Genomic DNA, 12,707 nt, shown 5'->3' with positions numbered 1-12,707 from the left:
TGGTCACGTGCTCGTCACTTCCCGGCCACCCGCCGATCACGCTCCCGTGACCAGCCAGGCCGTGCCGTACGCGCGGAGGGACAGGGTGATCATCCGTGCCAGCATCCAGACGCCGAAGGCCGCCCAGAGGGCGACGAGACTGCCCGCGATCACGGCGAACGGCAGGTAGGCGATGGTCGTGATCAGACCGGCCCAGGCGAGGTAGCGCTGGTCGCCCGCGCCGATCAGCACGCCGTCGAGCACGAACACGACTCCCGCGACCGGCTGGAACAGCGCCACGAGCCACAGCACCGCCTCCAGCCGTTCCGACACCGCGGCCGGGGCGTCGAACACCCCCGGGAGCATCGGCCGGAGTGCGAGCACGGCGAGGCCGAAGACGACGCCGCACGCGACGCCCCACACGACCATCCTGCGGGTGGCCGACCGGGTCGCCGCGGTGTCCCCCGCGCCCAGCGTCCGGCCGGTGATCGCCTGTCCCGCGATGGCGATGGCGTCCAGGGCGAAGGCGAGGAACGTCCAGATCCGGGTGGCGATGGTGTGCGCGGAGATCTGCGCGTCGCCCATCCGGGTCGCCAGCGCCGTGGCGGTCAGCAGCACGATCTGCAGGCACGCCGTACGGATGACCAGGGCCAGCCCGGCGGTGCCCGCGGCCCTGATGCCGGGGAGATCGGGCCGGAGCGAGGTGCCGTGCCGCCGCGCGCCCCTGACGACCATGACGAGGTAGACGGCCGCGCCCAGTGCCTGGGCGATGACGGTGCCCCAGGCCGACCCCGCGATCCCCCAGCCGAGACCGAGGACGAACCAGGCGTTCAGCACACCGTTGAGCAGGAAGGAGGTCACCGAGACCGCGAGGGGCGTCACGGTGTCCTGGAGGCCGCGCAGGACCCCCGTCCCTGCGAGCACGAGGAGCAGCGCGGGCGTGCCGAGCAGGCTGATCCGCAGGTACGTGGTCGCCAGCTCCGCCAGCCGTTCCGAGGCGCCGAAAAGGTCGACGATCCCGGGGGCCAGCGGCCAGCAGACGGCGATGACGGCGACGCCCACCGCCGCCGCCAGCCACATCCCGTCGATGCCCTGCCGCATGGCTCTGCGCGGATCGCCCGCGCCGATCTGCCGGGCCACGGCCGCGGTCGTGCCGTACGCGAGGAAGACGCACAGGCCGACGATGGCGGACAGGGCGGCGCTCGCCACGCCGAGGGCGCCCAGTGCCGGATCGGGCAGCCGCCCGACGATGACGGAGTCGGTCAGCAGGAAGAGCGGCTCGGCGACCAGGGCTCCGAACGCGGGTACGGCGAGCCGGAGGATCTCCCTGTTCCCCGTACCAGGCCCGCTCTGCGGACCGGCGTCCGTTGACAGTGGCATAGAGGTATTTTGCCACTTACATCCGATTGCTCGGTGTCGTCTTTCCGCGCGGGGCGACGGGCCATGCCCATCTGGTCTCAGGTATCTCCCTACTTTCCTTCCTCCACAGCCCTTGGATAATGTTTCCGCTGGTCAGACGGGCTTCATGTGCGACGGACACAGGGTTATCCCCAGGCTCGTCCCCAGGGTGTTCACATCTGAGCTGCGGAAGTGCACACGTTATCCACAGGCACGTCCACAGGTCGCGTTGCCGGTAGGGTGCGGCAGCCGCGAAACTGTCAGACCGGCGGGTTACAACTGGGGTTGCTGTGTTGGGGGGTGTGTAGGTGAGCGTGCTTGATTTCCCCGGCGGCCCTGGAGGCCCCGGCGGCTCCGACGCCACGTTCGAGCGGACTCCTCCGCACAACATCGAAGCCGAGCAGTCCGTCCTCGGCGGCATGATGCTGTCCAAGGACGCCATCGCCGACGTGGTGGAGGTCCTCCGCTCCGACGACTTCTACCGCCCCGCGCACCAGATCATCTACGAGGTCATCACCGACCTCTACGGCAGGGGCGAGCCCGCCGACTCGATCATGATCCTCGACGACCTGCAGAAGCGCGGCGAGCTCGGCCGGGTCGGCGGCGCCCCCTACCTCCACACGCTGACGGCGGTCGTCCCCACGGCGGCCAACGCGGGGTACTACGCCAAGATCGTGCGGGAGCAGGCCATCCTGCGACGGCTGATCGAGGCCGGCACCCGCATCGTCTCCTACGGATACGGCGGGCAGAGCGAGGAGGTCGACGACCTCGTCGACCGCGCCCAGGCCGAGATCTACAAGGTGACCGAGCGGCGCACCTCCGAGGACTACCTCCCGCTGTCGGACATCATGCCCGGCGCGCTGGACGAGATCGAGGCCATCGGCAGCCGCGGCGGCCAGATGGTCGGCGTCCCCACCGGCTTCCAGGACCTCGACGCCCTGACCAACGGCCTGCACCCCGGCCAGATGATCGTCGTGGCCGCTCGCCCCGCCATCGGCAAGGCTCTAGCCCTGGACACACCTCTGCCCACTCCCACCGGCTGGTCCACCATGGGAGAGGTGGAGGTCGGCGACTATCTGATCGGCGCGGATGGTAAGCCGACCCGCGTGGTGGCCGCCACCGAAGTGATGTACGGCCGCCCGTGCTACGAGGTGGAGTTCAGCGATGGCGCGGTGATCGTGGCCGATGCTCAGCACCAGTGGCTCACCGACACGCGCGCCTCCCGCAAATCGGCTCAGGCCGCTGCGTCCGGCTACGACAGGTACCGGAATCAGAAGACATTCGCTGAGGTGCGCACGACAGAGGAGATCGCCGCGACGCTGTGGTGCGACACCGCAGAAAAGCGGCTCAATCACACGGTCGTCAACGCCCAGCCGCTGGACCTGCCCAACCGTGACCTGCTGATCCCTCCGTATGCGCTGGGCGTCTGGCTCGGAGAGGGCCACTCCGGCAGCGCGCGGTTCACCACTGGAGATCCGGAGATCGCTGAGCACGTGGCCGCCGAAGGTCTTCGGGTGGAGCACCGAGGCGGACTGCTGTACGCGATGCTACTGCCCGAGCCCGAGCCCGAGCCCGAGCCCGAGCCCGAGCCGATCGCCGAACAACCGTGCATCGTGTGCGGAAAGCCGTTCACGCCCAAAACAGCGCAGGTGCGCACCTGCGGCAGGGTGTGCGGCTGCCAGTCAAGGAATTCCGAACACGGCTCCTCACGGCCGTCCATGTGCCCGGACTGCGGAGGTCCGTCCAGCGGGCTTCGCCAGTGCCAGAAGTGCCGCAACGACCACGGCACTATGCACGCTCAACTGAGAAAGCTGGGCGTACTGGGCAACAAGCACATCCCGGGCGTATACCTGCGCGCGTCTGAGGCGCAGCGCAGAGCGCTCCTGGCCGGGCTGTTGGACACCGACGGCTACATCAGCGCCGCCGGGACAGTCCAGTTCGCCGTCACGAACCGCCGCCTGGCAGAGGACGCCTGTGAACTGATCCTGAGTTTGGGATACAAAGCAACCTGGACTTCCAAGGAGGTACCAGGACGCACTGAAGCCAGCTCAGCCAGCTATGCGATCACGTTCACGCCCTCCGACAAGGTCTTCCGGCTGAGCCGCAAGAACGCCCGCGTGAACACCAATGCCCATCCCGAGGCGACGTGCCGCACCATCACCGACGTCCGCCCGGTGACGTCGGTGCCGGTGCGTTGCGTGGAGGTGGACAACGCCGACCACATGTATCTCGCGAGCAGGGCCTGTGTTCCCACGCACAACAGCACCCTCGGGCTGGATTTCGCGAGATCTGCCGCTATCAAGAACGGTCTGACGACTGTCATCTTCTCGCTGGAAATGTCGCGCAACGAGATCACGATGCGACTGCTGTCGGCGGAGGCGCGGGTCGCGCTGCACACCATGCGGTCGGGGTTGATGAACGACGACGACTGGACCCGGATGGCCCGCCGGATGGGCGAGGTGGCCGAGGCGCCGCTGTTCATCGACGACTCCCCGAACATGTCGATGATGGAGATCCGGGCCAAGTGCCGGCGTCTCAAGCAGCGCAACGACCTGCGGTTCGTCATCGTCGACTACCTCCAGCTGATGAGCTCGCCCAAGCGGACCGAGAGCCGCCAGCAGGAGGTCTCGGAACTGTCCCGATCCCTCAAGCTCCTGGCGAAGGAGCTCGAGGTGCCCGTCATCGCGATCTCGCAGCTCAACCGTGGTCCCGAGCAACGCACCGACAAGCGCCCCCAGGTGTCCGACTTGAGGGAGTCCGGGTCGATTGAGCAGGATGCGGACATGGTGATCCTGCTGCACCGGGAGGACGCGTACGAGCGGGAGTCGCCCCGGGCGGGCGAGGCCGACCTGATCGTGGCCAAGCACCGTAACGGCCCCACGGCGACGGTAACCGTGGCCTTCCAGGGCCACTACAGCCGCTTCGTCGACATGGCCACGCACTGATCGAGGCCTTGCCGGTCCGGAAGACCGGGCCCGGACGAGCCACTAGCTTGAGTTTTAACCTGTTCGGCGGGGTCGCGCGGGTAGCCCACGGACATCACTTGTCCAGATGTCGGATGGCTGGATACCGAAGGCGGTCCGGCCATCCGAAGGGCAGAGCAGGTCCTCAGGACTTCAATTCTTCTTGGGGAAGGCAGCGCTCAGTGCGGAACCGCGGGTAATGAAGGCGACGCCGATCAGGGGCAGCGCAGACAGGCCCTGGAGCACGGCGTACCACTCTGGGTAGAGGCCGGGGATCAGGTCGACGCCGGTGATCGCGACCGGCATGATGGTGGACAGAGTGCGCACGCGGTCGAAAGCCTTGTGACCCCTCCGAAGCGCGGACAGTCATCCGGTAGATCAGCGGGGTGACCGCGAGCAGGATGGCTCCCCGGATCCACATGAACGAGGTCGCCTCGTGGCCGGTGAACGCCATCACGGCAACCGTCCCGAGGGCGATGGCGCTGACGGCGCCGAAGAGCATGATGCACTTCTTCACCGTGGTGAACGCCTCCGGGGTGCGGGCGTCGCCGATGTGCGCCGTCGCGATCGTGATGTCGCCGGCGTTCGCCATGATCTTTCTCCTCCGTGTCGTTGTAGTAGCGGTGTTAGGTAGCGCCTGGCCGTCCCAATATGGGCTTGGCCGTACGGGTGGGTGGGGCCAGACCCACTCCTGGGCCGGTGGCCGGCTTCGGTATTCGAGTGTTCAACTGGCCTACGGGACGCCCAACCAGCGACCGGCTCCACGTCATGACGTGCACACCGCGACCGGGCTGACCAGCACGAAACCGGCCCTGAAGAAACCGCCGGCCAAGAAATCTGCCAACCCGCATCCACGTCGCACAGGTTAAAGATCAAGCTAGCGCGGTTGGGGCTCGGCCGCGGGTACGCCGCCGCGTTCGGCCCGTCAGGGGGCGACCTCCTCGATCGTGCGGACGTGCCGGGCGGGGGGTTCCGGACGGGCCGCTGGTGCTCGATGCAACTGTGCGGGAACCGTGTCAAACAGGCCCGCTGGCGAACCAACCGGGCCACGTAGCCGCGTGCGTGAAGACGGTGTAGTCAGGGCGTATCGCTCTTTGATCGGCGTACCGGTGCGTACGTCCCAGACGCGGACGTCATGTTCCGCCGCGACCGCGAGGTAGCGACCGTTCGGGCTGAGACTCGCCCCGAGGAGGCCGCCGTCGCCGACGTCCGGGTCGTTCCAACCGCCGGTCCGCTTCCCGCTGCGCAGGTCGAAGATCCGCACGCCCTCGGGGGACACGCTCACCAGGCTCCGCCCGTCCTGGGGAAGCAGCCGCACGGTCTCTCCGCCGCTGCTCGGATCGGTGAACGAGGCGCGCTCGCGCTGCGCCCACGAACTGGCGAGCGCCGCCCGGGTGGCGGTGTCCGGGGAGACCTCGTGGTCGTCGACGACGAGCAGGTAGGAGAAGACGTCGAGGACGCGGTGGAGGGCGGTGCCCTCTTCAGAAGTCCTCCCGTCGAACAACTCGCCGCGTGCCACCGGCCGGACGGTGATGTCGCCGGACTCGTCGACGCTCACCATCCTGAGGAAGAGGTCGGGGACGAGGTTGCGCTCGAAGGGACTGAGGAATCCGTAGGCGTCCTCGGCCAGCGTCCCGAGCGCGGGATCGCCCGGTGTTCCGCCTCCGAGGAGCCCGGCCTCGGCGCTGCCGATGGTGAGCAGGTCGATGTCGCCGACCGCCGGGCCGCTGACCAGACCGAGGAGGAGCTGCCGCGCCGTGGGTCTGGCCAGCGGATCCTTGCGCAGGGCCGCCGCGACGAGGGGCCGCAGCGACTCCGGCATGACGCTGAGGTCGGGATCGGTCGACAGCACGCGGTGCATGACCGCGCCGAGGGTCTCCGCCCTGAAGGGGTCGCCCCCGCAGGCGGCGTAGACGACGATCGCGCCCCAGGCGAACACGTCGGCCGGTGCCCCGGCACGCTGGCCGGTGAACACCTCGGGGGCCATGTAGGTCGGAGTGCCCGTGACCAGGCCGGACGCGGTGAGTGACATCTCCAGCGTCCGGGCGACGCCGAAGTCGATCACACGGGGACCGTCCGGCCCGAGCAGCACGTTGTCCGGTTTGAGATCGCGGTGGACGACCCCGGCGTCATGGATGGCGGTCAGCGCGGTCGCGACGGCCGTGGCCAGGCGGTGCAGGTCGTCCCCGGTGAAGCGGCGCCCTTCGGCGATCGCGCGGCGCAGGCTCGGGCCCTCGACGTACTCGCTGACGATGTACGGCTTGGGCGCGTCCAGTTCGGCCGCCAGCACCCGGGCGGTGCAGAAGGAGGCGACCCGTCGCGCGGCCGTCGCCTCCTTGCCGAAACGCGCCCGCAGGTCGGGGTCGCTCGCCGCGTCGCCGTGCAGCACCTTGACCGCGACCCGGGTGCCCTCGGCGTCGTACGCCTCGTAGACCACGCCCTGCCCGCCCGCGCCCAGCCGGCCGGCGAGCCAGAAGTCTCCGAGCCGGGTCGGGTCGCCGGGAAGCAGCGCTGTGGCCAGGCTCATACGATCGCACCCCGTCGTCTTAGATGGACTCAGCCGTTAGATGCTGTCGTCAGCGACGAAGTTGCGGGATTTCAGCGGCATTTGGCGAGCATCGTGGCCTTGTCGGCTCTGGTGACCGGGAGGTTGTACTTGAGCGCGACCTGGGTGAACCGTACGGCGTAGGCGCAGCGGATCTTCCGTGCCGGGGGCAGCCAGGACCCCGGCCCCCAGCCGCGCTTCGCCTGGTTGACCGGGCCGTAGACCGGGAGCAGGTTGAGCGGATCGTTGGCGATGCGCAGCCGTTTCGCCTTCGGCCATCGTGCGGCGCCCATCCGCCACGAGTACGACATCGGCACCACGTGATCGACCTGGACGAGGCCCGCGTGCTTCTTACGCCATCGGATGGTTCTGCCGGTGTACGGGTCGCGCAAGGTCATCTTGATCACGACACAGTCGGACCCCTTGCGGTATCTGACGTTCTGGCCGTCACGGGCGAGCAGGTCGTTGCGGGTGTCGCAGCCGTTCCCCGCGTACGGCACGCCGCGCGCGGTGTCCGCCCAGTTGGGGCCGAACCGGGTCCGGGAGTATCCGGCCTTGGAACCCATGCGCCTGACGCGGAGCTTCCTGATCAGCCTGGTCGCGGCGGCCCGGCCGGCCGCGGAGGTGATCGGCGCGAGCCCCGGTCGGGTCCCCCGAGGGTTCTTCAGGGGGATGACCACTGCCTTGCGGCCGGTCCCGGTTCCGGCCGCGCTCTGGGCGCGGGTCTCGTTCCGAAGTCGGTCGTGTGCGTCGTTCCGAGTAGTGAGAGATGCGAGCGCTATGCCCGCCACAACGACAGTGATCACTTCGCGCGCGCCCAGAGCCGCCTCCCCGATGAGACTCGGTAAAGGAATCCCCAAAAATCAGGAGGCTGACACCAACGGGAGTTATGTCCCCGGTTGCCGATCGATCTCGCCGGCGGCCCATTCCGCCCATTCGCGCTGCATGGAGGTCAAGCGGAGGCCATATTCGAGCGCGATCCTGCCGTATGTCTCCAGCGGGTCGCTTCCGGCGACGACGTCGCGGAGCCCGAGCAGGCTCTGGTGGCTTCGCGCGGCCACGACCGCCTGGCGTTCCAGGTATTCCCGGGCCTGGCCATGATCGACGCTGTCGAGGAAGAAGACGCGGAGCAGCATGTCGCTGCGGCCCACCCGGTTGGGCTCGACGTCGGTCAGCCAGTGGCGCAGCTCGGCCACTCCGTCATCGGTGATCGCGTACTCCTTGCGGCCGCGCGGCCCCTCGGCGGCGACCTTCACCAGGTCCGCGTCGGCGAGGCGGCCCAGTTCCGCGTACACCTGGCTCTGCGTGGCCGGCCAGACGTTGGCCAGCGAGATCTCGAACAGTTTCAGCAGGTCGTAGCCGCTGGCGGGGCCGCGGGCCAGCAGGCCGAGCATGGCGTGACGGAGACTCATGCCGCACAGCCTACATTCCACTGTTGACATGTCGCTACAGGAGGTTCTAGGTTCGACCTGTCACTATTGGAACGTCAGGGAGCCTTTTGTGATCAGCTATCTCCGCACCTTCCTTCCGTGGATCGCCTTCGCGGTGCTCAGCACCAACGGCGAGGCCCGGATCGGCGCGCTCGCCGGATTCGCCCTTGCCGTCGTGCTGCTGCTGATGGACCGGAGGAAGGGACGTGCCTGGGACGCGCTGGTGATCGAGGCCAGTTCCGCGGTGTTCTTCGCCGGGCTCGCGCTGGCCGCGTTCGTGATCGCCCCCGCGCCCTTCGGCGAGTACGGCCCGGCGGTGTCGGTGGGCTGGCTCGCCGTCACGGCGTGGGGCTCCCTCGCCATCCGCCGGCCGTTCACCCTGGGCATCGCCCGGGGGATGACCCCTCCCGAGGTCCAGGCGAGCCCGCTGTTCTACCGGGTCAACGCGACGATCACCGCGGTCTGGGCGGTCGCGTTCACGCTCAACGCCGTCGGCCTCGCGGTGCTGCTCGCCCTCGCCCCGCACGCGACGATCGCGATCATCGCGGTCAAGATCTGCGGGTTCGCCCTGCCCGCCCTGTTCACCGTCCGCTACCCCAAGATCGTCCGCGCCCGGTACGCCGCCTGACCCGCCGCACCATCCGACCTGCCACAACCGGCTGACCTGCCGCACCGTCTGATTGGAGCCCGCGATGACCGCCACCTATCTCCAGGGCCATCTCGCCCCCGTTCCCGACGAGATCGACGCCCTCGACCTGCCCGTCGAGGGAACGCTGCCGCCCGAGCTGACCGGCCGCTACTTCCGCAACGGCCCCAACCCGCCGCCCGGCCACGACCCCGGTCACTGGTTCACCGGCGACGGCATGATCCATGGCGTACGGCTGCGCGACGGCCGCGCCGAGTGGTACCGCAACCGCTGGGTGCGCACCCGCAAGCTGGCGGGAGCGCAGTTCGTGGGCCCGGCCGGAATCGACCTGTCCGCGGTCATCGCCAACACCCACGTCATCCACCACGCCGACAAGATCCTCGCGCTGGTCGAGAACGGCCTGCCGTACGAGGTGACCGGCGAGCTGGAGACCGTCGGTCCGTGCGACTTCGGCGGCCGGCTCACCACCGCGATGACCGCCCACCCCAAGGAGGACCCGCTCACCGGGGAACTGCACTTCTTCGGGTACGGCTTCGCCGCGCCGTACCTCACCTATCACCGGCTGGACGCGGCCGGCGAACTGGTGGAGAGCAGGGAGATCCCGGTTCCCGGGCCGACGATGATGCACGACTTCGCGATCACGCGGAACCACGTCGTGTGGCTCGACCTGCCCGTGGTCTTCGATCTGGGGCTGATCGGGCACGGCATGCCGTACCGATGGGACGACTCCTACGGGGCGCGGCTCGGGGTGATGCCGCGCGCGGGCGGCGAGGTGCGCTGGTTCGACATCGATCCCTGCTATGTCTTCCACGTCGGCAACGCCCGCGAGGACACGCTCGGCCGTGTCGTGATCGACGCGGCGAGGTACGCGCCGGGCGCCTTCATGCGGCTCTGGGGACACATCGGCGGCGCCGCCGACCCGGCGGCGCAGGCCGAAGGGGCGGTCCTGCACCGCTGGGTGCTCGACCCGGCCTCCGGCACGGCCAAGGAGGAGCCGCTCGACGATCTCGGCGTCGAGTTCCCGACGATCAACGAGCGGCACACCGGCCTGGCCAACGACTATCTCTACGCGGTGACCGACGGGGAGATCGTGAAGTACGACATCAGGACCGGTGCGAGCCGTATGCACCGCACGGACGGCCCTCCCGGCGAGGCGGTCTTCGTGCCCCGCGGGTCCGGATCGGGCGCCGAGGACGACGGGTGGCTGCTCTCCATCGTCGGGTCGTGCGCCGAGCTGCTCGTCCTGGACGCGGCCGACCTGACCCGGGTCGCCTCGGTACGGCTGCCGCGCCGCGTCCCCGCCGGATTCCACGGTTCCTGGATCGGGGACGAGGCGTGACGCAGGTTCACCCGACCGGGCGATAGTGCGTGGTGACCCGCCCCTCGTCGAGGACATGGAAGGCGACGGCCGGAGGGAGATCGCGGTCGACCGGCGGATGGGACTCGATCTCGAACGGCAGCAGTGCGGTGTTCACGACACCCGGCGCCACCAGCAGTGGAAGGCCCGCGAAGGTCGTCGCCGCACCCGTGTGGGCGTGCCCGGCGAGGACGGCCACCACCTGCGGGTGGCGGGCGAGCACCCCGGCCAGGCGCTCGGGCTCGCCCAGCCTGATCTCGTCGACGTACGGGATGCCCAGCGGGACGGCGGGGTGGTGCATGCCGACGAATGCGGGCACGTCCGGGGCGGCGGTGAGGACGCTGTCGAGCCAGTCGAGGGTCTCGTCGCTCAGGAGCCCGTCCGGCCGCCCCGGGATGCTGGAGTCGCACAGCGCGATCGTCGCGCCCGGCAGGCGGAGGACCTGGTTGACCGGACCGCCGCTTCCCACGCCGTCCCCGTTCAGGTCGCCGAGCAGGACCTTGCGGAGGTTCTCGCGGATGTCGTGGTTGCCGGGGCAGAGCACGAGCGGTGCGCGGGTCTCGATGAGCCCGCGGGTGATCTCGTACTCTTCGACGGCTCCGTGGTCGGCGATGTCGCCGGTGAGGAGGATCGCGTCGACGGGCAGCCGTCCGACGTGATCGAGGACTCTGGTCGCGCGTGCGGTGTTCCGATCGCTTCCGTCGATGTGGATATCGCTCACGTGGGCCAGCACGAGCATGGTCGTCGCCTCCGGGTCGGGGATCTCAGGCTCTCACGGGCCGGTCCGGGGGTCAGCCGACCGGCGCGGTGAGGCGCTCGGCGAGGATGCGGGCCCGGGCGAGCTGGACCTTGCGCGCCTCGCGCGCCGCGTACCCCACGAGGAACCAGGGGGCGGTGATCTCCAGCCGGTCGTCCACCCGGGTGCCGGGCCCGTCGGGTGCCAGATCGAACCGGTAGACCAGGCGGACGTTGCCGGGGCTCTTCACGTCACCGCGTACGGAGAGTCCTTCGGTGAGGAGGGTGACCCTGATCGGATTGTCGTGCGTGAACACGCCGAGGAACGTGAACCGTTCGATCGAGGTGTAGCGGACGACGCCCGGTTCGGAACGATCCACGTCCTCGACCGCTACGACGAGCGGTGACAGCCCGATGTAGCTCTCGGGCGTCGTCAGATGCTCGAACACCGCCTCGGGGGCGGCTTCGACGTGGAATGTATTGGTCAGTACCCTCTGCGGCACGACGCCTCCGGCCATGGTTCGTGATCTATGCCGGGAATTGTGACAAAGTCCGCGCCCTGGGAGAAGCCCGTACCGCCGAATTTCGGTCGGGATCGAGACGGCGTCTGCTTCCTGCTCCCGAGCGCGGAGGCGGGTGCCGGTCACCCGCGTGCCCAATAAGGGCCGGACCGGTTCACCACAGGCCGACTGGTCAGGCGCCCCGGAGGAATCGGGAGGTCTCCTCGTCGGCGGGGAAGAACGACTCGATCATCAGCTCGGCGACGGTGATGTCCAGCGGCGTCCCGAACGTGGCCATGACGCTGAAGAACGACAACTCGCGGTCCGCCTGCCGCAACCGGAGTGGCACGAGGATGTCGCCCGGCCCCGGCACCTCCACCTCGGGCTCCGGCTGATCGCAGGGATAGCCCCGTAGCTCCGCGTACAGCTCGGCCAGCCCGGAGTCTCCGGTGAGGCCGATCTGCCGCTTGAGCCGCCCGAGAAGGTGTGCCCGCCACTCGCCCAGGTTGGCGATCCTGGGTGCGAGCCCGTCGGGGTGCAGGCTGGCGCGCAGCACGTTGGCCAGCAGGTCGGGGGAGATCCCCTCCGCGAGCTGGGCGATGCCGGCGTTGGCGTCCACCAGGTTCCACCCCCGGTCCACCACCACCGCGGGGTACGGCTCGTGCCCGGCGAGCAGCTTCCCGATCGCCTCGCGTACGGCGACCATCTGTGGCGACGCCAGGGTCGACTCCGAATAGACCGGGGCGTATCCGGCCGCGAGCAGCAGGTGGTTGCGTTCACGGAGCGGGATGTCGAGATGCTCGGAGAGATGAAGGATCATGTCGCGGCTGGGCTTGGACCGTCCCGTCTCCAGGAAGCTCACATGCCGGGTGGAGATCTCGGCCTGGATCGAGAGGTCGAGCTGGCTCAACCGGCGGTACTCGCGCCACTGGCGGAGCAGTTCGCCGACCGGTCGCCGGTAGATCGGGGCTGTGGTCACGCCCCGACAGTATGCCCGCCGGTGAACGGCCGCGATTCCCTCGGAGGTCATGGAGAGCGTGCGACGGTGACGGCGCGTGCGGGACCGGGTCGTGGCCGGAGGTCCGGGACCGGGTCGTGGCCGACGGCGAAGCCGGCCTCGGTTGAGGCCGGCCGATGAGGAACGCGGAACGATC

12 protein-coding genes and 1 pseudogene are annotated in these 12,707 nt (G+C 69.2%); 5 read left to right on the top strand and 8 right to left on the bottom strand.

Translation table 11 applies throughout. The features are described 5' to 3' along the window. Positions 1 to 36: 36 nt before the first annotated feature. The gene (locus tag AB0I59_RS23270) at positions 37 to 1,359 is read right to left on the bottom strand and encodes an MATE family efflux transporter (RefSeq protein ID WP_061256140.1); all 1,323 of its coding nucleotides are present in this window, start codon (positions 1,357 to 1,359) and stop codon (positions 37 to 39) included. Between the two features lie 326 nt (positions 1,360 to 1,685). On the opposite strand from AB0I59_RS23270, the gene dnaB reads away from it, so the two are divergent. Then, a complete protein-coding gene (dnaB, locus tag AB0I59_RS23265; RefSeq protein ID WP_435831044.1) occupies positions 1,686 to 4,322 on the top strand; it encodes a replicative DNA helicase in 2,637 nt (878 codons plus the stop codon). Between the two features lie 171 nt (positions 4,323 to 4,493). Here dnaB and AB0I59_RS23260 read toward each other — a convergent pair whose 3' ends face one another. Then, positions 4,494 to 4,667: a hypothetical protein gene (locus tag AB0I59_RS23260; protein WP_358135935.1), complete on the bottom strand. Its 174-nt coding sequence runs from the start codon at positions 4,665 to 4,667 to the stop codon at positions 4,494 to 4,496. 92 nt (positions 4,668 to 4,759) lie between these two features. On the opposite strand from AB0I59_RS23260, the gene AB0I59_RS23255 reads away from it, so the two are divergent. Together AB0I59_RS23255 and AB0I59_RS23250 are read left to right on the top strand one after the other, a co-directional pair. Further along, positions 4,760 to 5,209 carry a hypothetical protein gene (locus tag AB0I59_RS23255; protein WP_358135932.1) on the top strand — a complete coding sequence of 150 codons (450 nt, stop codon included), beginning with the start codon at positions 4,760 to 4,762 and terminating at the stop codon, positions 5,207 to 5,209. Between the two features lie 125 nt (positions 5,210 to 5,334). Then, positions 5,335 to 5,394, top strand: a complete 60-nt coding sequence (locus tag AB0I59_RS23250; protein ID WP_358136225.1) for a hypothetical protein — start codon at positions 5,335 to 5,337, stop codon at positions 5,392 to 5,394. A 699-nt stretch (positions 5,395 to 6,093) separates the two neighbouring features. Here AB0I59_RS23250 and AB0I59_RS23245 read toward each other — a convergent pair. From AB0I59_RS23245 to AB0I59_RS23235, 3 genes and pseudogenes are all read right to left on the bottom strand, one after another. Further along, positions 6,094 to 6,867, bottom strand: a pseudogene (locus tag AB0I59_RS23245) (serine/threonine-protein kinase); the annotation flags it as partial. Positions 6,868 to 6,938: 71 nt separating this feature from the next. Continuing rightward, complete coding sequence (locus tag AB0I59_RS23240; RefSeq protein WP_228641752.1) at positions 6,939 to 7,565, bottom strand: HNH endonuclease family protein; 627 nt, start codon at positions 7,563 to 7,565, stop codon at positions 6,939 to 6,941. A gap of 207 nt (positions 7,566 to 7,772) precedes the next feature. Then, the gene (locus tag AB0I59_RS23235) at positions 7,773 to 8,297 is read right to left on the bottom strand and encodes a PadR family transcriptional regulator (RefSeq protein ID WP_358135930.1); all 525 of its coding nucleotides are present in this window, start codon (positions 8,295 to 8,297) and stop codon (positions 7,773 to 7,775) included. Between the two features lie 88 nt (positions 8,298 to 8,385). On the opposite strand from AB0I59_RS23235, the gene AB0I59_RS23230 reads away from it, so the two are divergent. After that, a complete protein-coding gene (locus AB0I59_RS23230; RefSeq protein WP_358135928.1) occupies positions 8,386 to 8,943 on the top strand; it encodes a hypothetical protein in 558 nt (185 codons plus the stop codon). Positions 8,944 to 9,007: 64 nt separating this feature from the next. Continuing rightward, positions 9,008 to 10,300 (top strand): carotenoid oxygenase family protein, encoded by a 1,293-nt coding sequence (locus AB0I59_RS23225; protein ID WP_358135926.1) that lies wholly within the window; start codon positions 9,008 to 9,010, stop codon positions 10,298 to 10,300. A 7-nt stretch (positions 10,301 to 10,307) separates the two neighbouring features. Here the strand turns inward: AB0I59_RS23225 and AB0I59_RS23220 are convergent, their stop codons facing one another. The 3 genes from AB0I59_RS23220 to AB0I59_RS23210 all read right to left on the bottom strand — a co-directional run bounded on the left by AB0I59_RS23220 (position 10,308) and on the right by AB0I59_RS23210 (position 12,532). Then, positions 10,308 to 11,057, bottom strand: coding sequence for a metallophosphoesterase (locus AB0I59_RS23220; RefSeq protein ID WP_358135924.1), 750 nt, complete (start codon positions 11,055 to 11,057; stop codon positions 10,308 to 10,310). A 52-nt stretch (positions 11,058 to 11,109) separates the two neighbouring features. Further along, entirely contained in the window at positions 11,110 to 11,556 is a 447-nt protein-coding gene (locus AB0I59_RS23215) for an SRPBCC family protein (protein WP_358135922.1), read from the bottom strand. Positions 11,557 to 11,746: 190 nt separating this feature from the next. After that, positions 11,747 to 12,532, bottom strand: a complete 786-nt coding sequence (locus AB0I59_RS23210) for a helix-turn-helix domain-containing protein (protein ID WP_358135920.1) — start codon at positions 12,530 to 12,532, stop codon at positions 11,747 to 11,749. Between the last annotated feature and the right edge of the window lie 175 nt (positions 12,533 to 12,707).

Origin of the sequence: Microtetraspora glauca, assembly GCF_040656155.1 — a bacterium.
Taxonomy (GTDB): domain Bacteria; phylum Actinomycetota; class Actinomycetes; order Streptosporangiales; family Streptosporangiaceae; genus Microtetraspora; species Microtetraspora glauca.
The sequence above is the reverse complement of the archived record's forward strand: the minus strand, read 5'-3'. Positions and strand labels throughout refer to the sequence as shown.